Annotated in this window: 18 protein-coding genes; 7 read left to right on the plus strand and 11 right to left on the minus strand. The window is 66.8% G+C overall.

All coding sequences use genetic code 11. The annotated features are described in order from the left end of the window. Positions 1 to 250 precede the first annotated feature (250 nt). Positions 251 to 2,587: a mechanosensitive ion channel family protein gene (locus AC07UK_RS10025; protein WP_436223921.1), complete on the plus strand. Its 2,337-nt coding sequence runs from the start codon at positions 251 to 253 to the stop codon at positions 2,585 to 2,587. A gap of 348 nt (positions 2,588 to 2,935) precedes the next feature. Continuing rightward, the gene (locus tag AC07UK_RS10030) at positions 2,936 to 4,132 is read left to right on the plus strand and encodes a helix-turn-helix transcriptional regulator (protein WP_494685645.1); all 1,197 of its coding nucleotides are present in this window, start codon (positions 2,936 to 2,938) and stop codon (positions 4,130 to 4,132) included. A 24-nt stretch (positions 4,133 to 4,156) separates the two neighbouring features. Here the strand turns inward: AC07UK_RS10030 and AC07UK_RS10035 are convergent, their stop codons facing one another. After that, complete coding sequence (locus AC07UK_RS10035; protein WP_436223924.1) at positions 4,157 to 5,047, minus strand: LysR family transcriptional regulator; 891 nt, start codon at positions 5,045 to 5,047, stop codon at positions 4,157 to 4,159. 106 nt (positions 5,048 to 5,153) lie between these two features. Between AC07UK_RS10035 and AC07UK_RS10040 the strand changes: the two genes are divergently transcribed. From AC07UK_RS10040 to AC07UK_RS10055, 4 genes are read left to right on the plus strand one after another with little or no spacing between them, the layout of a single operon-like run. Continuing rightward, the gene (locus AC07UK_RS10040) at positions 5,154 to 6,377 is read left to right on the plus strand and encodes a CaiB/BaiF CoA transferase family protein (protein WP_494685646.1); all 1,224 of its coding nucleotides are present in this window, start codon (positions 5,154 to 5,156) and stop codon (positions 6,375 to 6,377) included. Next, entirely contained in the window at positions 6,374 to 6,835 is a 462-nt protein-coding gene (locus AC07UK_RS10045) for a MaoC family dehydratase (protein WP_494685647.1), read from the plus strand. Before AC07UK_RS10040 ends, AC07UK_RS10045 begins: the two co-directional genes overlap by 4 nt. Positions 6,836 to 6,873: 38 nt before the next feature. Then, on the plus strand, positions 6,874 to 8,034 hold the full coding sequence (locus AC07UK_RS10050) for an acyl-CoA dehydrogenase family protein (RefSeq protein WP_436223927.1): 1,161 nt from the start codon (positions 6,874 to 6,876) through the stop codon (positions 8,032 to 8,034). Positions 8,035 to 8,073: 39 nt separating this feature from the next. Beyond that, a complete protein-coding gene (locus AC07UK_RS10055) occupies positions 8,074 to 9,072 on the plus strand; it encodes an acyl-CoA dehydrogenase family protein (protein ID WP_436223928.1) in 999 nt (332 codons plus the stop codon). A 31-nt stretch (positions 9,073 to 9,103) separates the two neighbouring features. Here AC07UK_RS10055 and AC07UK_RS10060 read toward each other — a convergent pair whose 3' ends face one another. The 8 genes from AC07UK_RS10060 to AC07UK_RS10095 form a co-directional block, all read right to left on the minus strand. Next, a complete protein-coding gene (locus AC07UK_RS10060) occupies positions 9,104 to 10,657 on the minus strand; it encodes a SpoVR family protein (RefSeq protein WP_436223929.1) in 1,554 nt (517 codons plus the stop codon). 135 nt (positions 10,658 to 10,792) lie between these two features. After that, the gene (locus tag AC07UK_RS10065) at positions 10,793 to 12,055 is read right to left on the minus strand and encodes a YeaH/YhbH family protein (protein ID WP_013952343.1); all 1,263 of its coding nucleotides are present in this window, start codon (positions 12,053 to 12,055) and stop codon (positions 10,793 to 10,795) included. A 37-nt stretch (positions 12,056 to 12,092) separates the two neighbouring features. Continuing rightward, positions 12,093 to 14,015, minus strand: coding sequence for a PrkA family serine protein kinase (locus tag AC07UK_RS10070; protein ID WP_013952342.1), 1,923 nt, complete (start codon positions 14,013 to 14,015; stop codon positions 12,093 to 12,095). A gap of 427 nt (positions 14,016 to 14,442) precedes the next feature. Next, on the minus strand, positions 14,443 to 15,630 hold the full coding sequence (locus tag AC07UK_RS10075) for an acyl-CoA dehydrogenase family protein (protein ID WP_436223930.1): 1,188 nt from the start codon (positions 15,628 to 15,630) through the stop codon (positions 14,443 to 14,445). A 126-nt stretch (positions 15,631 to 15,756) separates the two neighbouring features. Next, positions 15,757 to 16,536, minus strand: coding sequence for an enoyl-CoA hydratase/isomerase family protein (locus AC07UK_RS10080; RefSeq protein WP_494685648.1), 780 nt, complete (start codon positions 16,534 to 16,536; stop codon positions 15,757 to 15,759). A gap of 23 nt (positions 16,537 to 16,559) precedes the next feature. Next, the gene (locus AC07UK_RS10085) at positions 16,560 to 17,543 is read right to left on the minus strand and encodes a Bug family tripartite tricarboxylate transporter substrate binding protein (protein ID WP_436223932.1); all 984 of its coding nucleotides are present in this window, start codon (positions 17,541 to 17,543) and stop codon (positions 16,560 to 16,562) included. Between the two features lie 34 nt (positions 17,544 to 17,577). Then, positions 17,578 to 19,290, minus strand: coding sequence for a long-chain fatty acid--CoA ligase (locus AC07UK_RS10090; RefSeq protein ID WP_436223933.1), 1,713 nt, complete (start codon positions 19,288 to 19,290; stop codon positions 17,578 to 17,580). A 34-nt stretch (positions 19,291 to 19,324) separates the two neighbouring features. Beyond that, positions 19,325 to 20,317 carry a Bug family tripartite tricarboxylate transporter substrate binding protein gene (locus AC07UK_RS10095; protein WP_436223934.1) on the minus strand — a complete coding sequence of 331 codons (993 nt, stop codon included), beginning with the start codon at positions 20,315 to 20,317 and terminating at the stop codon, positions 19,325 to 19,327. Positions 20,318 to 20,635: 318 nt separating this feature from the next. On the opposite strand from AC07UK_RS10095, the gene AC07UK_RS10100 reads away from it, so the two are divergent. Further along, the gene (locus AC07UK_RS10100) at positions 20,636 to 21,817 is read left to right on the plus strand and encodes an AraC family transcriptional regulator (protein ID WP_436223935.1); all 1,182 of its coding nucleotides are present in this window, start codon (positions 20,636 to 20,638) and stop codon (positions 21,815 to 21,817) included. A gap of 76 nt (positions 21,818 to 21,893) precedes the next feature. On the opposite strand, the gene AC07UK_RS10105 is transcribed toward AC07UK_RS10100, so the two are convergent. Beyond that, positions 21,894 to 23,246, minus strand: a complete 1,353-nt coding sequence (locus tag AC07UK_RS10105) for a TolC family outer membrane protein (RefSeq protein WP_494685649.1) — start codon at positions 23,244 to 23,246, stop codon at positions 21,894 to 21,896. 166 nt (positions 23,247 to 23,412) lie between these two features. Further along, a partial coding sequence (locus tag AC07UK_RS10110; RefSeq protein ID WP_494693871.1) for a beta strand repeat-containing protein occupies positions 23,413 to 26,366 on the minus strand: 2,954 nt, incomplete at its 5' end.

The raw sequence follows: 26,366 nt of genomic DNA on the forward strand, positions 1-26,366 counted from the left end.
TCTCTTGTTCCTGGCCCGGCCGGATCCAGCGCGGCCCCGCGGTTTGATGAAGCCGGCAGGCGCAAGAATCGCCTGTACCGGAGTGGGCTCGAGATTCGTGGATCGGCCGTTGCGACGCATCGTCCGAAGCGACGAATGAGGTTGGCGCGTGCGTGCGGCGCGCTCCGGCACCCGGCGCGACCAATGCGCTACAGTGACGCGATCGACGGCCATTCCGGCGCCGCCCGGCACCGGCAACCGACTACGAACCATGCACAAACCCGAACACCACGCCCCCACCCCTGCGCCCCGCTGGCATGCCGCACTGCAGCCGGTGCTGCGTGCGTTCGCCGTGCTGGCCGCGCTGTTGACGCTGCTGTGCGCCATCCCGGCGCACGCCGCCCCGGCCGGCTCCCTCGCCGCACTGCTGGGCAAGGCGGAGAAGCCCGCGGCGCCGGCCAGCGCACCCGCCGCCAGCGTGCCGCTGGCGCAGTCGCTGGACCAGGTGATCGCCACGCTGCAGAACGACGGCGAGCGGCGCGCCCTGGTGGGCCAGCTGCAAACCATGCGCCAGGGGCTGGGTGCCTCCGGGGCCGCGCCCGCCTCCGCCGCGGCAGCCCCGGCCGGCGCCTCCGCGCCCGGCCTGATCGGTGCCGTCGCTGAAGTGCTGGACGAGGTCGATACCCATCTGCGCAAGGATCGCGGCCCGTGGCAGTTCTGGCGCTGGCGCACGCGCTTCGCGGGCGAGGAATGGCACGCCGCGCTCACCCACAACGGCACCCGCACGACGCTGGCCTCGCTGCGTGAATTCGCGCTGGTGCTGGCAGCCTGGGCGGTGAGCGGCGGGGTCTTGTGGGAGATCGGCCACCGCATCCGGCGCCGGCGCGCGCGCAAACCCACGCGCGCCGAGCGCGGCAAGCTGCCCGAGCTGCCATCGTGGGTCGACGTCGGCGTCTTCATGCTGCGCCATATCGGGCCCTGGGTGGTGGCATTCGGGCTGACCTCGCTGCTGGCCCAACGCGTATTTGCCCAATCGCCGGCCAGCGTCGCCGCCGTGCTGGTGGCGTATGCGATCGTGGCGGGGGCGATTGCGGCAGCGGTGTGCCAGGTCATCTTCACGCTGTTCCGCAGCGCGCACCGGCAGCTGGCGGTGCGGCAGCTGCTGGCGCGCTCACCGTGGCTGCTGATCTGCACGGGGGCGCTGGCGGCGCTGGGCGACGGCGCCACGGACAGCCGCGTGATCGCCGTGCTCGGCACCAACCTGTGCGCGCTGGTGGCCACCGTGGCCAATATCGCCGCGGCCCTGGGCATCGGCGCGTTCGCGCTGTGTTTCCGCCGGCAGATCGGCCAGCTGATCAGCCAACGGCCGCTGGCCTTCCGCCAGGCCCACCCGGCCGCGACCGACCTGCTGCGGCTGGCCGGCCAGGCCTGGCACCTGCCGGTGCTGGCGGTGGTGGTGGCATCGGTGGTCGGCACCATCCTGGCCACCGGCCATGCGGATGTGTTCCTGCGCCGCACGGTGGCATCGGTGGCGCTGTTCCTCGCCGGGCTGCTGCTGACGATGGTGGCGGGGCACTCGCCCAAGGCCACCGCGCGCGCGCCGCGCATCCGCGACCGCCGCCGCTCGGCCTACCTACAGCGCTTCGGCCGCTTTGCGCTGGCACTGGTGCGCGTGCTGATCTGGGCGGTCTTCATTGAGATGGTGATGCGCGTCTGGGGCACGTCGCTGGTGCGCCTGGCCGAGTCGTCCGCCGCGGGCCGGCATCTCACCGAGACCGTCTTCAGCGTCACCAGCACCGTGCTGCTGGCCTGGCTGGTCTGGCTGCTGATCGACACCGCCATCATGCAATCACTGTCGCCGGCGCACGGACGCGGCGCGCAACCCAGCCTGCGGGTCAAGACCATCCTGCCACTGGTGCGCAACGCTTCGCTCATCGGCCTGCTGGTGATCACGGTGATCGCGGTGCTGGCCAACCTGGGCGTCAACGTGACGCCGCTGCTGGCCGGCGCGGGCGTGGTCGGCCTGGCCATCGGCTTCGGCGCGCAAAGCCTGGTGCAGGACCTGATCACGGGGCTGTTCATCGTGGTCGAGGACTCCATCGCCATCGGCGACTCGATCGAGCTGCCGGACCACGCCGGCGTGGTCGAAGCCATGACCATCCGCACTGTCAGGCTGCGCGACGGCCGCGGCGCGCTGCACACGCTGCCGTACAGCCAGATCAAGGCAGTCAAGAACCTGTCGCGCGGCTATGCCTACGCGGTCTTCAACATCGGCATCACCTACCAGAGCGACCTGGACCAGGCGCTGGAGCTGATCCGCACCACCGGCGCCGAACTGGCGCGCGACCGTCACTACGCGCGCAACCTGATGTCGGGGCTGGACATCCTGGGGCTGGACCGTTTCGACCCCAACGGGCCGGTGGTGATGGCACAGTTCAAGACCCGGCCACTGATGCAGGCGGAGATCACGCGCGCCTTCAATGCGCGGCTCAAGCGCAATTTCGACGCCAGCGGCATCCGCATGGCATCGCCGAGCCTGACGATTCAGGTGGGTGGCGGGGTCGCGCAACTGGCGGGCAAGGAGGACGTGAGCCCTGCGCCACAATAGCCAGCGCTGCTGTGGCATGGGAGAAACGCTGGACTATTTCAGCGTTGAAAATCTTGAAGTTTTCCTCAAGCGTATTACCATCGCGCCGCGGCACGATCACGCCCCTGCCCGGCTGGGGGGGAGTTACGCCGCGCAATCCGGGTTTCCCCCCCCCGATACGGGGGATAAAACAAACAACATTGTTTGGCATGATTGCAGTACGGCGGACATGACGGGACAATGCGCGCCGCCAGCAGCATCCGTATCGGCGCAGATACAGAACGCCAGAACGGAACCGATAACACAAAAAGATGTAGCCACTTGCCGTGGCGCAGAGCAATAGGCGTTTGCCACCGGGGGGATCTGAACATGGGCGAACACCCGACTACGGACGAGGACTTCCATCGTCTGGTCGACTCAATCTACGAGTCTGCGCTGGACGTTGCGGCCATGCCCGCCGCCCTCGACCTCTTTTCCCGATACACCTGCACAGGCAGCCCGCGTTACCTGATCTGGGACAAGCTTGCCGGCCATGCCCGCCTTGGCGTGACCCCGCACGGCTGCTTCACCAGCGGCGTCAGCATGCCCGACTGGCTGCCCGGTCCGCTCGACCTGCCCCATGCGGGCGCTTGCTGCCCCCCCAATGACGCCCCCGCGCTGGCCTGCGACGGCACGTCCGCGCTGGCGGCCTCGCACGATGGCGCCATGGCGGATGCGGCCACGGCTGCGCTGGCCTGCAGCGGACTGGAACAAGGCATCCGCCTGATCGAGAACGCCGAGGTTTGCGTGCTGATGAGCGGCACCAGCGCGGGCAGCATCAGCACAGGCCAGCGCGAGCGGCGCCTGGCCCACGTGATGCCGCACTGGGTGCGCGCGGCACGGATGCAGCAGCGCAACTTCGAGCTGAGCGGGCTGGCCAGCCTGGGCCTGGCCGGGCTGGATACGCTGGACTTCGGCGTGATGGTGCTGCAGGCGGACCTGCGCGTGCGCTATGCCAACAGCTGGGCCGAGGCGCTGGTGCAGGCCGACGGCCACCTGTCGCTGCAGGGCGGCGTGCTGCGCGCCCACAGCGACACGCTGCAGGCGGTGCTGCGCAAGCTGCTCGACGGTGCCATGCGTGCCCGCGGCACGGAAGCGGCCTCCGGCTCGTGGATGCACATTACCTCTGGCGGACAGCCGGTGCCGATCATCGTCACGCCGCTGGTGTCGCGCCAGCCGGTGGAAGGCCCGTGGCAATTGCCGGCCGCGATGATGCTGTTCGGCAATTCGGAATCGCGCTCGGTGCTGGATGCCGGCGTGCTGACCTCGCTGTTCGGGCTGTCGCGCAAGGAAAGCATTATCGCGATCCGCCTGGCTGCCGGCGAAACCCTCAACGAAATTGCCGAGCGCGAATTTCTTTCGCCCCACACCGTGCGCGTGCATATCCGCGACACGCTGCGCAAGACCGGCACGCATCGCCAGTCAGAACTGGTGCGGCTGCTGCACCTGCTGCCGGGCGTGAACTTGGAGCGTGCCGGCGTCACCCCGCCCGCGCGGCCGCGCAAGCCGCGCACGCGCGCCGCCTGAGACGCTGCACCACCCGCCTTCGCATCAGTTCACCGCCGCCTGCGCCGCCGCCAGGAAGCGCTGCACCTGGCGGTCGCCGTCATCGGGCCGCGCCGCCAGCGCAATGCCGATGCGCCCGGCCGCCCGCGGGCTGGACAATGGCAGGAAGCGCACGCGCTGGTTGGCGTAGCGCGCCGCCACGCTCGGCACCAGGGCCACGCCAAGCCCGCTCTCGACCAGGCTGACCTGGGTCTGCACCTGCACCGCCTCCTGCGTAACGCGCGGCACAAAGCCCGCCTGCTGGCACAGCAGCATGGCCACCGCGTGCAGGTTGGGCACCTGCGCCGCCGGATACATGATGAAAGGCTCGTCCGCGAGCGCGCGCAGCGGAATGGCGTCTGCGCTTGCCAGCGGGCTGTCAGCCGGCACCGCCGCGACAAAGACGTCGTTTTCCAGCGGCGTCAGCGAATAGTTGCCGGTGTTCAGGATTGGGAAGCGCACCAGGCCGGCGTCGATCTGGTGCTTTTCCAGGCGGTCCAGGATCGCGGCGGTGGTGGATTCATGCAGGATCAGCTCGATGCCGGGATGCGCCGCGCGGAACGCCGGGATCAGCTTGGGCAGCAGCGCATACGTCGCCGAGCCGATAAAGCCGATGCGCAGCGCGCCGCGCTCGCCCTGCCCCGCGGCAATCGCCGCGGCACGTGCCTGCTGTGCGTGGAACAGCGCACGGCGCGCATCGTGCAGCGCGGCCTCGCCCGCCTGCGTCAGCCGCACCCCGCGCGAGGTGCGCACGAACAGCGCCGTCCCAAGCTGGTCCTCGAGCTTGCGGATGGAAATGGAAAGCGGCGGCTGCGCCATGTGCAGGCGTTCGGCGGCGCGGTGGAAGTTGCCCGTCTCGGCCAGGGCGACGAACTGCTGCAACTGGCGGAAGTCCATGGCTCGTTAATATCCTCTGAATATCGATTTCTAAAAAACTAATATTAGACCAAGCCTCGCCTGCTGATCTACCCTGTGCCCCACAGTCAACAAGATCGGAGACAACATGCTGCCGCTTGCAGGCATCCGCGTGGTCGACCTGTCCACAGTGGTGATGGGGCCGTATGCCAGCCAGTGGCTGGCCGACCTTGGCGCCGAGGTGATCAAGGTCGAGCCGCCCGAGGGCGATTCCACGCGCCGCACCGGCCCCGCCGCCGAGCCCGGCATGGCGGCCATTTTCCTGGGTGTGAACCGCAGCAAGCGCAGCGTGGTGCTGGACCTGAAGCAGCCGGCCGCGCAGGCCGCCCTGGACCGCGTGCTGGCCGGCGCCGACGTGCTGATGCACAGCATGCGCCCGCAGAAACTGGCCGCACTGGGGCTGGCGCCCGACGACGTGCGGGCGCGCCATCCGGAGCTGGTCTTTGTCAGCCTGCTCGGCTTTGCCGAGGATGGCCCCTATGGCGGCCGCCCGGCGTACGACGACATCATCCAGGGCCTGTCCGGCAATGCCGCGCTGATGGCGGCGCAGACCGGCGACAGCCGCTACTTCCCCACCATCGCCGCGGACAAGACCAGCGGGCTGGTGGCAGCGCTGTCGGTCTGCGCGGCGCTGGCCGGGCACGCGCGGCGCAATGCCGATGGCAGCACCGGCCACGGCACGCTGGTCGAAGTGCCAATGTTCGAATCCATGGTCGCCTTCAACCTGGTCGAGCACTTCTACGGCCGCCATTTCGAGCCGCCGCGCGGCCCCAGCGGCTACCCCCGCGTGCTGGCGCCGCTGCGCCGCCCGTACCGCAGCGCCGACGGCTATGTCTGCATGATGCCGTACACCGACGCGCACTGGCGCGACTTCTTCCACGCCGCCGAGCGCCCCGCGCTGGCCGCGGATGCGCGCTTTGCCGACATCGCGGCACGCACGCGGCATATCGAGACGCTGTACGAGCTCACCGGCGAAATCGTGCAGGGACAGACCACGGCGCACTGGGTGGAGCTGTGTGAACGCCTGCAGATCCCGGTGGCGCGCATCAATGAACTCGACGACCTGCCGGACGATCCGCACCTGGTCGCCACCGGCTTCTTCGAAACCGTCGAAGACCCGGCCATGGGCACGTTGCGTTTTCCCGGCGCACCGGTGCGCTTCGACAGCCAGCGCGCGCCGCTGGGCATCCCGCCGCGGCTGGGCGAGCACACCGGGAGCGTGCTGGCGCAGGCAGGACTATCCGCAGAAGCGATCGCGCAATTGCAACAAAGCGGTGCCGCACGCTGCGCACCCGCCAAGGAGACACCATGACGCATGCAGAACTGCCCCGCCTCGGCCAGGGCTTCTACTGGCAGGACCTGCAGGAAGGCCAGGCCTTCCGCACCTTCGCCCGCACCGTGACCGAGACCGACCTGGTCAATTTCATCTCCGTGACCGGCATGGTCGAGGCCATCTTTATCGAAGCCGGCTATGACGGTGGCGCCATCCAGGGCCGGCCGGTGCCGGCGGCGCTGACCTACACGCTGATCGAGGGCTTCATCCTGCAGACCATGATCCAGGGCACCGGGCTGGCCATGCTGGAACTCACGCAGCAGATCCACGCCCCGGTGGTGGTGGGCGACACCATCCACGCCACCGTGACCGTGACCGGCATCCGCCCCACGTCGCGCAACGGCCGGGCGGTGGTGGATTCGCGCATCGAGGTGTTCAACCAGCGTGGTGCGCAGGCCATGACCTATACGGCGCGCCGGCTCCTGGCGGGGCGCTGAACCAACGGCTTCGCAATTTCCAGCTACAGGATTTCACCGTGACCGCATTGCTTTCCACCTTCGGCCTGACCTTCCTGCCGCCGCACGCCGTGGCGTTCCGCGGCGAGGTGCGGGCCTTTCTCGATGCACACCTGCCCGCGCTGCCGCCGGAAACGCGCGCGCGCTCGTGGATGGGATTCGATGCCGCCTTCAGCCGGGCGCTGGCCGCGCGCGGCTGGGTCGGCATCACGCTGCCGGCGCAGTTCGGCGGCGCGGGCCTGGACCCGTTTTCGCGTTTCGTGCTGGTGGAAGAACTGCTGGCCTGCGGCGCGCCGGTGTCGGCGCACTGGATCGCCGACCGCCAGAGCGGCCCGCTGATCCTGCGCTACGGCAACGACGCGCAGAAGGCGCGCTACCTGCCCGCGATCAGCCGCGGCGAGGCCTTCTTCTGCATCGGCATGAGCGAGCCAAACTCCGGCTCGGACCTGGCCAGCGTGGCCACGCGCGCGGTGCGCCAGGCGGACGGCAGCTGGCGCCTGAACGGCCGCAAGATCTGGACGACCAATGCCGACCGCTGCCATTTCATGATCGCGCTGGTGCGAACCTCGGGCACGCCGCAGGACCGGCAGGCCGGGCTATCGCAGTTCATCGTCGACCTGCACGCACCGGGCGTCACGGTGCGGCCGATCCACGACCTGGCGGGCGATGCGCACTTCTCCGAAGTCACCTTCGACGACGTGGCGCTGGCCCCGGACGCGCTGGTCGGCCAGGAAGGCAGCGGCTGGGAGCAGGTCAACGCCGAGCTGGCGTTCGAGCGCAGCGGCCCGGAGCGCCTCTATTCCAGCGTGGTGCTGCTCGACACCTGGCTCGACGCCATGCGCCGGCTGCCGCCCGCACGGCGCGACACGGTGACCGTGGGCCGGCTCGCCGGCCACCTGGCGGTGCTGCGCGCCATGTCGCTGGCAGTCACGTCGCGGCTGGCCGCCGGTGAAAGCCCGGTGGTGGAGGCCGCGCTGGTGAAGGACCTGGGCACGACCTTCGAGCAGTCGATCCCCGCGCTGGTGGAAGCCGCGCTCGGTGACGAACCCGCCTTGGCGGCCGATGGGACGCTGTACCGCACCCTGGCCTATGTCACGCAGATCGCGCCGTCGTACTCGCTGCGCGGCGGCACCCGCGAAATCCTGCGCGGCATGATCGCGCGCGGACTCGGCCTGCGTTGAATCCGCCCCCGTCGATCGCCATCCTGAACGAGATACCCCATGCATAACGCCTACTCCGACGCCCTAGACGCGCTGCTGCGCGACTGCTGCCCGCCCGCCACCGTGCGCGCGCTGGAACAGCAGGCCGACCCGCAGCCGCTGTGGCAAGCGCTGCTGGAAAGCGGCTTTGCCGATTGCCTGCTGCCCGAATCCGCCGGCGGCGCCGCGCTGCCGCTGCGCGAGCTGGCGCCGGTGCTCTTTGTCACCGGCCGCCACGCCTTGCCGCTGCCGCTGGCGCAGACCATCTTTGCGCGCGCGCTGCTGCAGGCGCACGGCATCGCCCTGCCCGCCGGCCCGGTCGCACTCGTCGGCTTTGAAGACAGCCCCGGCGCGGCGCTGGTGGCGGATGCCCGCCATGCGCAGTGGTTCCTGCTGCAGGATGGCGAGCGTTGCCTGCTGCTGTCGGCGGCCGACGCCCGCGCCGAAGCGACCGGCGCCCATCATGACCTGACGCTGCGCGTGCCGCGCCCTGACGCCGCGGCGCCAGGGGCCTTTGCACTGCCCGCCGGCACCCTGCGCACGCTGGGCGCCTGCCTGCACACGGCGCAACTGGCCGGCGCGCTGTCGCACGTGCTTGACCTGACGCTGCAGTACGCCAACGACCGCCAGCAGTTCGGGCGCGCCATCGGCAAGTTCCAGGCGATCCAGCACCAGGTCAGCGAGATGGCCGAGCACGTTGCCGCGGCACGCGTGGCCGCACAGCTGGCCTGCGACAGCGGCACCGGCACGCCCGACCGTCTGCGCGCAGCCATCGGCAAGCTGCGCGCCAGCGACGCGGTCACGCCGGTGGCCGCCATCGCGCACGCCGTGCACGGCGCCATCGGGATCACGGAGGAATACGACCTGCAGCTCTATACGCGCCGGCTGCATGCGTGGCGCGTGGCGGACGGGTCGGAGCGCTGGTGGAGCCGGGTGCTGGGCGAGGCGGTGTGCGCCAGCGCCGGCCGCAACGCGGTGGAACTGGTGCGCGAATGGTGCGAGCCCGCGCCCGCCGCCTGAGCGGCGGGGCTTAACCCCCGCAATTGCGGGATCAGGCAGCCAGGCTGAGGCCGCCGCCGTGCGGGCGGCGGTGGCGCCGTTCCGGCTTGCACTCGTACTTCAGCTCGGTGCGGCCGTCCTCATAGGCCACCTCGAGCCGCACGGTGAAGCCCCACAGCCGGGTCACGTGCCGGATCACCTCATCGAAGTTGTGCGCCAGCGGCCGGCGGTCGTTCTGCAGGTGCCGCAGCGTCAGCGAGCGGTCGCCGCCGACATCGACATTGGTGACCTGGATATTGGGCTCCATGCTGGAGAGGTCATATTGCGCCGCCATCAGCTGGCGGATCGCGCGGTAGCCTTCATCGTTGTGGATCGCGGTGACGCGCAGCTTGCCTTCGCGGTCATCGTCCAGCACCGAGAACAGCTTCAGCTCGCGGATCACGCGCGGCGACAGGAACTGCAGCAGGAAGCTCTCGTCCTTGAAATTTTTCATGGCAAAGTCCAGCGTCTTGCGCCAGTCGCTACCTGCGAATTCCGGGGCCCAGCGGTAGTCCTCTTCGGTCGGGTTTTCGCACATGCGGCGCAGGTCCTGGAACATCAGGAAACCGATCGTGTAGGGGTTTATGCCGCTGTAGTAGGGGCTGTTGTACGGCGGCTGGTAAATCACGTTGGTATGCGCCTGCAGCAGCTCCATCATGAACGCATCGTTGACCAGCTTTTCCTCGTACAGCTGGTTGATGATGGTGTAGTGCCAGAACGTGGCCCAGCCTTCATTCATGACCTTGGTCTGGCGCTGCGGATAGAAGTACTGCGCGATCTTGCGCACGATGCGCACGATCTCGCGCTGCCACGATGCCAGCTTGGGCGCGTTCTTCTCGATGAAGTACAGCAGGTTCTCCTGCGGCTCCGGCGGGAAGATGATTTCCCCCTCGGACGCGTCGTCGTCCGACGCCAGCGCATGCGGCCGGCTCTTGGGCAGGGTGCGCCACAGGTCGTTGACCTGCATCTGCAGGTAGTTCTCGCGATCGGCCTGGCGCGCCTTCTCTTCGGTGATGGACAGCTTCTTGGGGCGCTTGTAGCGGTCCACGCCATAGTTCTGCAAGGCGTGGCAAGAGTCCAGCAGCAGTTCCACCTCGCGTTCGCCGTAACGCTGCTCGCACTCGGCCACGTAGTTCTTGGCAAACAGCAGGTAGTCCACGATGGCGTCCGCGTTGGTCCAGGTGCGGAACAGGTAGTTGCCCTTGAAGAAGGCGTTGTGGCCGTAGCAGGCGTGCGCGATCGTCAGCGCCTGCATCGGCATGGTGTTCTCCTCCATCAGGTAGGCGATGCAGGGATTGGAGTTGATGACGATCTCATAGGCCAGCCCCATGTGGCCGCGCTGGTAGCTGCGCTCGGACGCCAGGAAGTGCTTGCCGTAGGACCAGTGGCTGTAGCCGACCGGCAGCCCCGACGACGCGTAGGCGTCGAGCATCTGCTCGGCGGTGATGATCTCGATCTGGTTGGGATAGGTATCCAGCCCGAATTCGCCGGCGATGCGGGCGATCTCGCGGTCATACCGTTTGATCAGCTCGAAGGTCCATTCCGAACCCGTGGAGAGATAAGCCATCTTCGCCCCTTGTTGCCCGGGCAAGGCGCCAGACCAGTCCGGCGCGCACGGCATCGCCGCGCCGCGTGGTCCGCGTTGCCTCGCCATTTGCCTTCACTGTGGCCCGCCGCAAGGAAGGCCAGGATCGGCGCCACCCTATGCTGCGCGCTTCTGGAACAGGTCGTGCAGCACCGGGTAGATCTCGTCCGCGCCGATGATGCGCTGCATCGCAAAGTGGTCGAACTGTCCCTTGACCGTCAGATACTCTTCCCAGAGGTTCTGCGGCTCTTCCGATGCGACTTCAACATATGCATAGTACTGCACCAGTGGCAGGATCGAATCGCGCAGCAGGCGTCCGCACAACTCGGAATCACCGGCCCAGTTATCACCGTCTGACGCCTGCGCGCAGTAGATGTTCCACTGGCTCGGCGGGTAGCGGTCGTGGATCACTTCCACCATCAGCTTCAGCGCACTGGACACCACGGTACCACCGGACTCGCGCGAGTGGAAGAAATCTTCCTCATCGACTTCCTTCGCCACCGTGTGATGGCGAATGAACACCACGTCGATGCGCTCGTAGTTGCGCTTCAGGAACAGGTACAGCAGCATGAAGAAGCGCTTGGCCAGGTCCTTGCGGCTCTCGTCCATCGAGCCGGACACGTCCATCAGGCAGAACATCACCGCCTGGGCCTGCGGGCGCTTCTTCAGCACGCGGTTGTTGTAGCGAAGGTCGAGCTTCTCGATAAAGGGCACGCGGTCGATGCAGGCACGCAGGTGCCGCATCTTCTCCATCACCTCGAGCGTGCCTTCGGCATAGGGGCCGTCCTTTTCCAGCGCCTCGCTGTATTCCAGCTCCAGTTCGCGCAGGCGCTTCTGGTAAGGACTGGACAAGGCGATGCGCCGCCCCAGCGAACTGCGCATGGTGCGCAGGACCGACAGGTTGGCAGGCGTGCCGTCGATGGAAAAGCCGGCGCGCACCTTGCGCACCTCGGCGATCTTGGCGAGGTGGCGCTTGGCCAGGTCCGGCAGCGCCATGTCCTCGAAGAAGAAGTTCAGGAAATCCTCGCGCGACAGCGTGAAGACGAAATCGTCTTCGCCTTCGCCACTGTCGCTGGCCCGCGAACCGGTCCCGCCACCGCCCTGCTGCTGGCGGTCGAAGGAATCACCCTTGACGAACTTCTTGTTGCCAGGGTGAATCCACTCGCGCCGCCCGCCCGGGCCGTGGTGGAAGATCGGTTCGGAGATGTCCTTGACCGGAATGGACACCTGGCCGCTCTGCTCGATGTCCATGATCTTCCGGCCGGACACCGCCTTTGCCACCGCCTGCCGTATCTGCTCGCGGTAGCGCTTGATGAAACGTTGCTGGTTGACGGCACTCTTGTTGCCGCCGTTCTCGCGCCGATCGATGACCGTAGCCATAAGTTTCCCTCGTTGAGAGACCTGTTCCGCGGCGCCGTTACGATGACTTTCTTACGCGCAGATACCACTCCACCAGAAGTCTCACTTGCTTGGGCGTGTACCCCTTCTCGACCATGCGGTTGACGAAGTTCTCGTGCTTGTCCTGGTCTTCGCGCGAAGACTTGGCGTTGAACGAGATCACCGGCAGCAGGTCCTCGGTGGTGGAGAACATGCGCTTCTCGATCACCATCCGCAGCTTTTCATAGCTGGTCCAGACCGGGTTCTTGCCACTGTTGTTGGCCCGTGCCCGCAGCACGAAGTTGACGATCTCGTTGCGGAAGTCCTTCGGGTTCGAGATACCCGCGGGCTTCTCCACTTTCTCAAGCTCGTCATTCAGCGCGTTGCGGTCGAGGATCTCGCCGGTGTTGGGATCGCGGTACTCCTGGTCCTGGATCCACAGGTCGGCGAACACCACATAGCGGTCGAAGATGTTCTGCCCATACTCCGAATACGACTCCAGGTAGGCAGTCTGGATTTCCTTGCCGATGAACTCCACGAACGGCGTGGTCAGGTACTCCTTGATGTACGACAGCAGCTTGGATTCCTGCTCCGGCGGGAACTGCTCGCGCTCGATCTGCTGCTCGAGCACGTACAGCAAGTGCACCGGGTTGGCCGCCACTTCGGTGTTGTCGAAGTTGAAGACCTTGGACAGGACCTTGAACGCAAAGCGCGTCGACAGCCCGTTCATGCCTTCGTCGATGCCGGCATAGTCGCGGTATTCCTGGTACGACTTCGCTTTCGGATCCACGTCCTTCAGGCTTTCGCCGTCATAGACACGCATCTTCGAGAAGACATTGGAGTTCTCGGGCTCCTTGATGCGGGTGAGCACCGCGAACTGCGCCATCATCTTCAGCGTGTTGGGCGCGCACGGCGCCGCCGACAGCGAACTGCTGCGCAGGAGCTTGTCGTAGATCTTCACCTCGTCGGACACGCGCAGCACGTATGGCACCTTGACGATATAGATCCGGTCCAGGAAAGCCTCGTTGTTCTTGTCCGCCTTGAAGGTCGTCCACTCCGCCTCGTTCGAGTGCGCCAGGACGATGCCGTCGAACGGGATCGCGCCGAAGCCCTCGGTGCCCTTGTAGTTGCCTTCCTGCGTTGCCGTCAGCAGCGGGTGCAGGACCTTGATCGGCGCCTTGAACATTTCAACGAACTCAAGCAGGCCGCGGTTGGCCAGGCAGAGCCCGCCGGAATACGAGTAGGCGTCCGGATCGTCCTGCGGAAAATCTTCCAGCTTGCGGATGTCGACCTTGCCGACCAGCGAGGAAATATCCTGGTTGTTTTCGTCGCCAGGCTCGGTCTTCGAGATCGCAATCTGCGACAGCACCGAAGGGCGCAGCTTGACCACCCGGAACCTGGTGATATCGCCGTTGAACTCGTGCAGGCGCTTGACCGCCCAGGGCGAGGCAATGGTGTTCAGATACCGGAGCGGAATACCGTAGTCCTCTTCCAGGATCTTGCCGTCTTCCTCTGGCGCGAACAGCCCCAGCGGCGATTCATGGATCGGCGAACCCTTGAGTGCGTAGATGGGAATCTCCTCCATCAGCGCCTTGAGCTTTTCAGCGAGCGAGGACTTGCCACCGCCCGGGGGCCCGAGCAGGTAGAGGATCTGCTTGCGCTCTTCCAGGCCCTGCGCCGCGTGCTTGAAGAACGAGACGATCTGTTCGATCGTGTCCTCCATGCCGTAGAAGTCGCGGAAGGCCGGATAGATGCGAATGACCTTGTTGAAGAACAGGCGGGACAGCCTGGGGTCGTGGTGGGTATCCACCAACTCAGGCTGGCCGATGGCGGCAAGCATGCGCTCAGCAGCAGTCGCGTAGGCAGTCGGATCCTTCTTGCAGATCTCCAGGTACTCCTGGATGCTGTATTCCTCTTCCTTGCGAGCTTCGAAGCGCGTAGCGTAATGGCCAAAAATGTCCATACCTCACTCCCGTCAGAGTTCACGTCCGAGGCGTGCTACCCCTAAGGCTTCGCGCAACGTTCGCGGCACACCACCCCGGCCTGGCGACCTGTCATGTTGCGAAGTCTTTACTTCATCATAGTCAAATAACGGCGATGGTGGAGTCCGAGTTGACGTATCTTGCATCGATGCAACGTCTGTTTCGTTGCTGCATTTTCTGCATGATTCCGCTTCAGCTTTTGGCTGGATTTCCGCTCGGGCCTTGCCCCCGCACGCGACGGGCCATTGACCATGCTTGTGAAACACCTTACACCTTTCCCGCCATCCGTGCACATCCGGTTTTGTAACCATACGCACGAAAACCGGCACTGGTGCCGGCTTTCGTTTTTCCGCATTTTCTTACGCGTTTGCGCGCACTAGCACACGCACACTGCTGATAGCAGACGCGTCAGAGCGTGCGCGCGACCAGCTCCTTCATGATCTCGTTGGAGCCGCCGTAGATCTTGCTCACGCGTGCGTTCGCATACATACGCGCGATCGGGTATTCAAGCATGTAGCCGTAGCCGCCGTGCAACTGCAGGCACTCGTCGATGACCTGGCAGTTCTGCTGCGTGCACCACCACTTTGCCATGGCGGCCGTGGCAGCGTCGAGCTTGCCGTCCATCAGGCGCAGCATGCAGTCGTCGACGAAGGTCGCGGCAATGGTGGCGACCGTCTTGCACTCCGCCAGCTTGAAGCGCGTGTTCTGCAGATCGGCCAGCGGCTGGCCAAACACCTTGCGCTCGCGCACGTATTCGGTGGTCAGCTCGATGGCGCGCTGCATGGTCGCCACGGCCCCGAGCGCAATGATCATGCGCTCTTGCGGCAGTTGCTGCATAAGCTGGTAGAAACCCTGCCCTTCCTGCGTGCCCAGCAGGTTGGCGCACGGCACCAGCACGTCGTCGAAGAAGAGCTCGGCGGTGTCCTGCCCTTTCTGCCCGATCTTCTCGAGAATGCGGCCACGACGGAAGCCCGGCAGGTCGCGCGTCTCGACCATGACCAGCGACACGCCGCGCGAACCGGCTTCCGGATCGGTCTTGGCCACCACGCAGACCAGGTCGGCGTGATAACCGTTCGTGATGAAGGTCTTTGCACCGTTTATGCGATAGCAGTCTCCGTTTTGGGTCTGTTCACGCACCGCGCGGGTGCGTATCGCTTTGAGGTCAGAACCGGCGCCAGGTTCCGACATGGCAATGGCCGCCACCATTTCGCCGCTGGCCATTTGCGGCAGCCATTTCTTCTTCTGCGCTTCCGTGCCGTAGTTGAGCAGGTAATGTGCCACGATGCCGCTGTGCACATTATTGCCAAGGCTGGTGCAGACGGCGCGCGACATTTCCTGGGTGATGACGGCCTCGTGGGCAAAGGTGCCGCCACCGCCGCCGTATTCCTCGGGGATGCTGGCGCACAGCAGCCCGATCTGGCCGGCGCGGCGCCAGACCTCGCGGTCGATATAGCCCTGGTCGGCCCAGCGGGCCTCGTTGGGCGCCAGTTCGCGCTCGATGAAGCGGCGCACGGTTTCCTGGAACATCCCCAGGTCTTCGGTCATCCAGGGGGTCTGGCGTACGGCGGGCGCCGTGTGCTGGTCGTGGGATCCCATATGGTGTGCGGATATCAGGGTAAACGAGAGGAAAAACAGGCGCGCGATGCCGTCCGGCTGGCGCCCGCCTATATAAGTAAACGACGGCAGCCGGATGCTGCGGGGCAGCATGACCGGCGCCGCCGCTCAGTCCGGCCAGCGGTAGCGCAGCGGCTGCTTGGCCATGAAGCGGTCGGCAGCCTCGCGGCGATAGGCGGTCGAGAACGCAATGCCCTGCCCGTCCGCCTCCATCGCCAGCATGGTGTGCAGGTCCTGGTTCAGCGAGGCGTTCAGTGCCTGCTTGGTCAGGCCCACCGCCACCGGCGAGGCCTCGATGAAGGCCTGCGCCAGCGCCCGCGCGCGTTCCTGCAGGCTGTCCGCCGGCATGATTTCCATGACGATGCCAAGGTCTTGCGCGGCCTGGGCGTTCAACTCGCGCATCGAGAACATCAGCGCCTTGGCCCGCTGCAGGCCGATCATCCGCGGCAGCGTGTAGAACACGCCACAGTCTGGGATCAGCCCCATGCGCAGGAACGGCAGCCCGAAGCGCGCGCGCGGCGTGGCCAGGATGATGTCGGCCGTCAGCGCCAGGCTGAAACCCGCGCCATAGGCCGCGCCGTCCACCGCGGCGATGACCGGCACGTCGAGCTGGATCAGGTCTTCCAGCCAGCCGTGCACCTTCTGCAGGCGCTTGCGGCCCTGCTCGGCATTGATCTCGACCTGCATCGAGCTGATGTCGCCGCCCGACGAGAAATCGGTGCCGGCCGCGGTCAGGATCAGCGCGCGCACGCTGTCGTCGGCGCGTACCCGGCGAATCACTTCGCCGATCTCGTCGCGCATCGGCAAGGACAGCGCATTCTTGCGTGCCGGCGAGTCCAGCGTCAGCGTAGCGACGCCGTCCTCTACGGCAAAGCGGATGGTTTCCATCGGTGGGCTCCGGGAGGCGGGTTTCAGTCGAGCTGGATATTGGCGTCGCGTACGATCCTGGCCCACTTGGGTGTGTCGCCGGTGACCACGGCTGCCAGTTCCTGCGGCGTGGACCCGACCGGCTGCAGGCCCATGCCGGCCAGCTTCTGCGTCACTTCGGGCAGGCGCACGATGCGCGCGGTCTCGGCCGCCAGCTTCGCCGTCACATCCTTGGGCGCATTGGCCGGCAGGAACAGCCCGTACCAGCCGTTGGGCTCGAACCCCTGCAGGCCCAGTTCAGTGAAAGTCGGCACATTGGGCAGCGCCTTGTAGCGCTGGGTGCCGGTGATGCCGAGGATCTTGAACTTGTTGCTGCCGAGGTACGGGTTGGCCGAGGTCACGTCGACAAAGGCGCTGTCCACCTGGCCGCCGAGCAGGTCGCTCATCAGCGGCGCCGCGCCCTTGTAAGGGATGTGTGCGAGATCGATGCCTGCCTGCTGCTTGAGCAGTTCGCCGTGCAGGTGCGACGAGGTGCCGTTGCCGTAGGACCCATAGCTGAGCTTGCTGGCCTTGGCCAGCGCCAGGAACTCGCGCATATTGCTGGCCGGCACGCGGTTGGGCACCACGAACAGGTCGGACGACTTGGCGATCAGCGAGACCGGCGTGAAGTCCCTGGCCACGTCGTACGGCGTGCGCTTGTACAGGGCCGGCGACTGGATCAGCGCGGTGATCGCCAGCAGGATGGTATAGCCATCCGCCGGCGCCTTGGCGACGGTGTCGTTGCCCAGCATGCCGCTGGCGCCGGGCTTGTTTTCCACCACCACCGGCTGGCCCAGGCTTTCGGCCAGGCGCTGGCCGATCAGGCGGCCCACGGTGTCGGTGCCGCCGCCGGCCGGGTACGGCACGATCATGCGGATCGGCTTGCCGGGATACGGCTGCTGCGCGAAGGCGCTGCCCGCGCCGCCGAGGATGGCCGCGCCGGCCAGGGTGCCGGCCTGTGCCAGCCAGTTGCGTCTGCTTTGCTGCATGCTGTCTCTCTCTTTGCTGAATTCGCCGCTGGCGTCACGCGCTCGGGTTGTCCGCCTGCATCTCGCGCTCCTGCAAGGCGCGCCACAGGATCTTGCCGGTGGCCGACTTGGGCAGCGCATCGACCACGTCGACGATGCGCGGCACCTTGTACGCGGCCATATGCTCGCGGCACCAGGCCATGATGCGTTCGGGGTCGGCTTCGGCCGTGCCGCGCGCTTCCGGGCGCAGCGCCACCACGGCCTTGACGGTCTCGCCGCGGCGCTGGTCGCGGGCGGCGATTACGCAGGCTTCGTGGATGGCCGGGTGCCCGTACAGCAGGTTCTCCACCTCGGCCGGCCAGACCTTGTAGCCGGACGCGTTGATCATGCGCTTGAGGCGGTCGCGCATGAAGAAGTAGCCTTCCTCATCCATGAAACCGAGGTCGCCGGTTCGCAGGAAGCGCTTGCCGCCGATCTCGATGAAAGTGGCCGCGTTGGCTTCCGGGTTGTGCCAGTAGCCCTGCATCACCTGGCCGCCGTGGACCACGATCTCGCCGGTCTCGCCGTGGGGCAGTTCCTGCAGCGTCTCGGGATCGACCACGCGCGCGTCCACGCCGAAGGTAGCGATGCCCAGGCATTCGCGCTTGGGCTGGTTGCGCGGGTTGGACAGGATGAAGGCCGCGGTCTCGGTCATGCCGTAGGCCTCGACGTAGGGCAGGCCAAAACGCTCCTGCAGCATATTGGCCACCGCTTCGGGCATGGCCGCGCCGCCGCCGCCGACGTAGGCCAGGCTCGACAGGTCGCGCGCATCGATGCCCGGCTGCGAGAAGAAGTCCACCATCATCGCCGGCGGCGCGCCCCAGACCGAGACGCGGTAGCGCTCGATCAGGTCCGCGGCCAGCGCGCGGTCCCAGCGCGGCATCAGCACCACGGTGGCGCCCAGGTAGAGCGGCGAGTTCATGCAGTTCTGCATGCCCAGCAGGTGGAATATCGGCGCCACGGCCAGCACCACGGATTCGGGTGTGGCGCCGCGCCAGATCACCGATCCGGCCGCCGCGGTCATCAGCGTGCCGTGGCTATGCATGCAGCCCTTGGGATGTCCGGTGGTGCCGGAGGTATAGGCCAGCATGCACAGCGTGTCGTAGCCGGCCTGGTGCGGCAGCGGCCGGTGCCCGGCGGCGCTGGCCGCGTCCCAGGCCACCGGCTTCGCGCCGGAGGGCGCTGCCTGCGGCGCGGGCGGCGCTTCGCGCAGCCAGGCCGGCACCGCCAGGCCGCCGTCGTCACGCAGCATGCCGGCATAGTCGTGCAAGATCACATGGCGCAGCGCCGGGCCGTGCAGCGGTGCCACGCGCTGGTACAGCTCGCTGCCGGCAAAGGCGGCCACCGCGCCGCTGTCCTGCACCACATGGGCAAGTTCGGCCTCCAGCCACATCGGGTTGGCCGGGACCACCACGCCTTCGGCGCGCAGGATCGCGTAGTAGGCGATGATGAACTGCGGGCAGTTCTGGCTGAACAGCAGCACCCGGTCGCCCGGCCGGATGCCGCAGGCCTGCTGCAGGTAGCCCGCCATCCGTTCGATCTCGTCCTGCAGCTGGGCATAGGAGATCGCGGTGCCGAAATACTGGATCGCGGTCTTGTCCGGATAGCGGTGCGCCGCCGCCTCGACGTTATAAAACAGGCTGGTGCGAGGCGTATGCAGCGTGGCCGGCAGGCCGGGCGGCCAGGCGGGGGAACGAAACGGCTGATTGGTACTAGTAGCAGGCTTCATTTGCAGCAATCGAAACAGGTCAGTCGGGAAGAACTCAGTCCAGGCGGATGTTGTTGGTGCGGATGACCTTGCCCCAGCGTGCGTAGTCAGCCTGGACGGTCTGCGCGAACGCATCCGGCGTGCTGCCGGTCAGGACGATGCCCATGTCGTTCATGCGCTTGCGGATCTCTGGCTGGGTCAGGACGCGATTGACGTCGACCGAGTACTTGTCGACGATGGCGCGGGGCGTGGCGGCAGGCAGGAACAGGCCGAACCATCCCAGCCCGTCCATGCCGGCAACGCCCGCCTCGCGGAAGGTCGGCACATCCGGCAACTGCGGCGAGCGGGCGCCGCCGGTCACGGCCAGCGCGCGCAGGCGGCCCGAGGCGTTGTGCGGCTTGGCGCCCATCACCGAGATGATGGCGGCCGGCACCTGCCCGCCCAGCAGGTCGTTCAGCTCCGGTGCCTCTCCCTTGTATGACACATGGACCATGTCCAGTCTGGCGGACTCCTTGAAGATCTCGCCGTACAGGTGGCCGCTTGAGCCGGTGCCGTAAGACCCGTAGGAGAACTGCCTCGGCTTGGCGCGGACCAGCTCGATGAATTCCTTCAGGCTGGTGGCCGGCACCGAGTTGTGCACGGCAAAGACCAGGTTGGTGGTGCCCAGCTCCGACACCGCCGCAAAGTCCTTGACCGGGTCCACCGGCGGCTTCGCATACAGGCTGGGCGCCTGCACGAGGGTGGTGATCGTCAGCAATGCGGTATGGCCGTCAGGCTCGGCGCGGGCCACGGCCTCGGAGCCGATCATGCTGCTCGCGCCGGGGCGGTTCTCTACCACCACCGGGCGCGACCAGGCCTTGCCAAGCCCGTCGGCAATGGCGCGCGCGAGCACGTCGGTGGCGCCGCCGGCCGGGTATGGCACGACCAGCCGGACCGTCTTCGACGGGAATTGCCCCTGGGCGAAGGCGGCACCCCCACCGAGCACCCCGGCCACGGCCAGCAACCCGACGCCAAAGCGCCACAACGCACTACGACGATCTGCCTGCATGTGTTGTCTCCATTGTCTTTTTCTGAGGCGGGAACGGGTCTTTGCCCCGGTTCTGGTCCCGTCCGGGCCGGTGCGCCGGCCTTGTATCGGTATCAGCCGCAGAGTGCGCGATGCTGCGGTGCGTGGACAATGACCAGACAGGCCAAAATGATTGGCCGAATCGCTCAGATGGAAGGCAGCCTTTGGCAAATCCCGATTGTGCGGTGCGGTCGCGGCTTGCTAAGGTGGCGGGACGATGTGGCGAAACGTGCGGGAGCGCCCGCGGAACCAGCCGTTCCGCGGTGCTGGCGCCGACGCGTCACCGTGATGAGGAGACCCATGCATACCGCTGTCCTGTCATCGCTGCGCCCGCCCGTGCCAGGCAAGCCGCACCTCGCCGGCAGCGCGCTGCCACCGGCGCTCGGGCACGGCCATGCCCCAGGCTGTGCCGAGGCCCCGGCCACCCCGGCGCAGGCCGCGCCACAGGCTTCGGCGCGCCACACCATTGCGATCCAGCATGTGGATCACATCCTGCTGGGCCCGCGCCGGCTGGGCCACGACATTGCCGCGCTGCTGCGCCGGGCCGGGATTTCACCGGCGCTGCTGGCCTCGCCCAATGCGCGCGTCACCCAGGGCCAGTACGCGGCGCTGATCCGCACGCTGCGCCGCGTCATGCGCGATGAACTGTGGGGGCTGCTGGACCGGCCCGTGACCCCGGGCGTGTTTGCGCAGGCGTGCCGCAACCTGATCCATTGCGCCACGCTGGAAGACGCCATCCGCGCCGGGCTGCGCCTGTACCGCCTGCATATCGACGCCTTCGCGCCACGCCTGCATGTCAGCGCCGACGGCAAGACCGCCTCCGTGGTGCTGCATCCGCGCGCGCCGGAGTCGGCCTGCCGCAGCTTTGCCGAATCGACTTTCGTGTTCCATGCCTACGCGCTGCTCAGCTGGCTGGTCGCCGGCCATATCCCGCTGGCGCGGGTCGACCTGAGCGCCGCGCCGTCGCAGGGCGGCCCGGAGACCGAGCGCGTCTTCAAGACCGCCGTGCATTACGGCCAGCCTGTCTCCGTGCTGCATTTCGATGCCGCCAGCCTGCGCCTGCCGGTGATGCAGGACGCCGCCAGCCTGCGCGAGTTCCTGCGCGAGACGCCGCGCAACCTGCTGATCCGCTACCGCGACAACAGCTGCCTGGCCGAGCGTATCCGGCAGCACTTGCGCTCTCATCTGGATGACGAACTGCCGTCGCTGGAACAGATGGCGCAGATGCTGCGGCTCACGCCCCAGACGCTGCGCCGCCGGCTGCGCGACGAGGGCAGCGGCTACCAGAGCATCAAGGACAGCCTGCGCCGCGACGTGGCCATCGGCATGATGGAGCGCCCCGGCATGACGCTGCAGGACGTGGCGCTGCGGCTTGGCTTCTCGGAGCCGAGCACGTTCCACCGGGCCTTCAAGAAGTGGACGGGCGTGGCGCCGGGAGAGTATCGGATGCGGGGATTGCGGGGAGAGGCTGTGCCCGGCTGATGCGGGCCGGGTCAGGATCTCCGGTGGCGTGCGGCTGAAGCATGGCTGCCGGACTGCCCGGCACCGTCCCTCCCCCCTACCTCTGTCCTACCGGTGGCACTGCCCTCTGCCCCACCTGCACCATCCCCGTCTGGGGCGGCGGCACCTGCAGGGTCGCCAGCAGCAAGCCCATGCCGGCAAGGATGCGGTACTGGCTGGCCAGTTCGTTGTACTGGCCGGTCACGTAGGCCGTGCTGGCGCTGAAGTACTCGTTCTCGGCATTCAGCAGGTCAAGCAGGCTGCGCTGCCCGATCCGGAATTGCTTGCCGTAGCTGACGCGCGTGGCATCGCTGGCCTCCACGTATTGCTTGAGGCTCACCAGCCGGTCCTTCGCCGTCAGGTGGGCGTTATAGGCCTGCGATACGGCCTCCTGCACCTGTCTGCGCAGACGGTCCAGATTCTGCTCTGCTTCCTGGACCTGGTAGCCGGCCTCGTTGATGCGCGCCTTGTCGGCGTTGCCTCGAAACAGGTTGTAACGCACGCGCAGCATAACGCTGCGCTCGTCGGTGGTGCCAAGCACGCGGTCGCGGTCGCGCGCCACGCCGACCTCGAGATCCAGCCTTGGCCACAACGCGGCCTTGGCCAGCGAACGCCCGGCCTGGGCTTCGGCGATATCGGCCTGCCCGGCACCCAGCGCGGGATGATTGGCGTTTGCCACCTGCTGCGCCTCCCGTTCGGTGGCAGGCAGCAGCGTCGACAGCGAGTCCGGCCTGGACAAGACCTCCGGCGGCGCGCCGACCACGCGCAAATAGGCTGTCATGGCGTCCTGCAAGCTGCCCTGCTCCGCCCGCAGGCTGGCCTTGGCCAGCGCCAGGCGGCTTTCGACCTGATAGAGATCGGCGCGGCGCAGCACCCCGTTGTCGGCGCCAAGCCGGATCTGGTCATAGATGTGCTGGTGCGCTTCCAGATTGGCCAGGCCGATGGCCACGGTTTCCTGACGCCGCAGGACCTCCACATAGACGCCGACCGTGCGCAGCGCGATGTCTTCGGCAGTCGCGCCGACCCGATAGGCCGCGCCGTCGATCCGTGCGCCCTGGCGCTCCACATCGCTGCTGGTGGCAAAGCCGTCGAACAGCATCTGCGAGATCGTCACGCCGGCCGCGTGGCTGGCATAGGAAGAGTCGGACAGGCCCATCAGCCGGGTGCTGTGGCTGTCCAGGCGTACGCGACCGGTGGCGGCATTGACATCGACCCGCGGCAGGTAACCGGCGCGCGCCTGCGTCAGCCCCTCGTCCGCGGCCAGCCGGCGGCTGCCCGCCGCCAGCACTTCGGGATTGGTATGCACGGCTTGCTCGACTGCCTGGCGCAGCGCCTGGGCTGCCGCGTGATGCGGCACCACCATGGCGGCCCATAGCAGTACATGTGCCAGCCGGCACCATGTCGTTGTCATGCTTCCCCCACTCGGGCGCACCCGCTGCCGCGTATCGCGCTGGCCGGTGCCTGCGCGATACGGGAAGCGGTGCGCTACCCGTTTATTATGGTTTTCAACTACGCCGGATTCCGGCTTTACTGCCGCCCTGCATTTCTCTCTCTGAATCCGCCACCGATCGCCCGCCTCAGGCGGTGTGGATATTGCCGTTGCTCAACAGCGTGTTGAGATCGAGCCCGACCACGCCCTGCAGCACCGCCACGTCCTGGAATGCAGCCGCCGTGCCACTGCCATCCCGGTCCAGGCTGACCACGGTATCGCCACCCACCTCCGAAAGCCGGACGAACTGCGCCGCATTGGCAGTGGTCACGCCAACACCGGAAAGCAGGTCGGAAAGATCCAGCACATCGCCACCGGAAGCCACGGGCGCCACACCGAAGTCGGTGATGGTGTCGACCGAGGCGGGGTCCGCGCGCAGAAAGCGGAAGGTGTCGCTGCCGGTGCCGCCGGTCAGTGTGTCGGCGCCGGCGCCGCCGGTCAGTACGTCGTTGCCGGCGCCTCCGACCAACACGTCGTTGCCCGCGCCGCCACGCAGCACGTCGTTGCCGGCAGAGCCGGTGAGGTTGTCGTTGAAGGCGGAGCCGATGACGCCTTCCATGTTGCTGTAGCTGTCGGCACCGAGGCCAGTCACGCCCGGGCCTGCCGTGGTGGGGCTGCCGCTCTGCGTCAGCGTGAACACAACCCCGCCGGTGGCATCGGAGAAATCAAGCAGGTCGATGCCGTCGCGGCCGTCGATGATGTCATTGCCCGCGCCACCGCGAATGATGTCGTTGGCGGTACTGCCGGTGAGCGTGTCACCGTTCGCCGACCCGATCACGCCCTCCATGTTCTTGTATTGGTCGGCACCGAGCCCCGCCACGCTCGGGATGACCGTTGTCCCGTCGCTGCTTTGTATCAGCGTGAAGGTAACCACGCCAGTTGCATCGGAGAAGTCCAGCAGGTCGATACCGGCACCGCCGTCGATAATGTCGTTGCCCGCGCCACCCCGCAGCACGTCGTCGCCGCCACCGCCACTGAGCGTGTCGACACCCGCTCCGCCAATAAAGACGTCGGCAATGCCGGCGCCCGTCAGCGAATCGTTCTGGGTGCCGCCATCCAGGTAGGAAGCCTGGTAGTCCTTGCCCGCCAGGGACACCGTGGCATTGTTTTCCGTCAACAGGACGTTGACCGCGACGGTCGCCGTACTGGTGCCGCCAGCGCCATCGGAAACGGTATAGCTGAAGCTCCCCGAGGTCTTGTCGACATCGAACTTGATGTAGGTGCGATTGGTTTCTTCTACCAATGCCACGCTGCTGCCGACGCCGCCTGTCGCATTCCCCACCGCGGTGACTGACAGCGCCATCCCGTCGATATCGCCATCGTTGCCAAGCAGTGCGCTGACCGGAATCAGAATGGTGCTGCGGCTGTTGCCATTGCTGTCGTTCGAGACATAGATCACGTCAGAGGCCGCCACCGGTGCATCGTTGACAGGGTTGAGCATGATCGCCACCGCGCTGGTAGCGGCGGAAATGGCATCGCTTGTCTGGATTTGGACCGATGTCGCGCCCGCGTAGTCCTTGTCGCCAAGAAACGTCATCCCGTCCAGCGCGGCGTTGATCGCCGCGTCCGTCCCCGTGAACGTCATGGTGCCGTCCGCGGTCCCGTCGCCAGCCTGGAACTGGAGCCCGGCGGTACCGTGGAGCGTGATCGTGCCCGCGGCCGCGGTCAGCGTCACGGTATGGCTGGCGTTATCCACATCGGTGATGCTGAACGCATTGCCATTGGCCGAGCTGAACACCAGCGGCGTATCTTCATTGACAGCCTGCGCAGTGGGCACGGTGTTCACAACGGTATCGTTGGCACCGGTGATATTGACCGTGATCAACCGGCTGGCGGTGAGGTCCGACGATTGCACGGTCAACGTGTCGCTCACTTGCTGGCCTGCCACCAGCGCATCTGCCTTGCCCTGGTCAAGCTGGTAGGCCCAGGCGCCGGTCGTGCTGTCGAAAGTGAAGGTGCCGTACTTCCCCACCAGACTCTGCGGTGGCACATCGGCAAAATGCGCTTGCCCGGCATCGACATCGCTGACGGTCAGCGTGCCGCTGGCGAAGGCATCGCCTGCAGCGCCATTGGCCACACCGCCCGCTTCGGTCACCGCTGTGTCCGCACTTGTCGACGCCGTGATGGTCGCATTATCGTTGGCACCGGTGATGTTGACCGTGATGGTCTGCGTGGCGGTGAGGTCCGCCGACGATACCGTCAGCGTATCGGTGACTTGCTGGCCGCCGGCCAGCGCATCGGCCTTGCTGTTGTCGAGCGTGTAGGTCCAGGCGCCGGTGTTGGTGTCGAAGCTGAAGGTACCGTACTGTCCTGCCAGACTCTCCGGCGGCACTGCGGCAAAGTGCGCTTCACCGGTATCGACGTCAGTGACCGTCAGCTTGCCGCTGGCGGATGCGTCGCCAGTTTCAGCATTGCTTGCGCCGCCGGCTTCGGTCACTGCCTTGTCTTCGTTGGCCGAGGCCGAGATGGTGGCGTGGTCGTTGGCACCGGTGATATTGACCTTGATGGTCTGCTGCGCGGTCTGGTCGGCGGAGGACACCGTCAGCGAATCACTGACCTGCTGGCCCGCGATCAGCGCATCGGCCTTGGTGTTGTCCAGCGTATAGGCCCAGGCGCCGGTGTTGCTGTCGAAGGCGAAGGTGCCGTACTGCCCGACCAGGCTCTCCGGCGCCACCGCGGCGAAGTGCGCTTCACCGGTATCGACGTCAGTAACCGTCAGCTTGCCGCTGGCGGAGGCGTCGCCGAGGTCGGTGTTGCCTGCGCCGCCGGCTTCGGTCACTGCCTTGTCCTCGCTGGCCGAGAACGTGATGGTGGCGTGGTCGTTGGCGCCAGTGATGTTGACCTTGATGGTCTGCTGCGCGGTCTGGTCGGCGGAGGACACTATCAGCGAATCACTGACCTGCTGGCCCGCGATCAGGGCATCGGCCTTGGTGTTGTCGAGCGTGTAGCTCCAGGCGCCGCTATTGCTGTCGAAGCTGAAGGTGCCGTACTGTCCGGCCAGGCTCTCCGGCGCCACCGCGGCGAAGTGCGCTTCCCCGGTAT

It is taken from the genome of Cupriavidus sp. GW821-FHT07C08 (assembly GCF_059419025.1).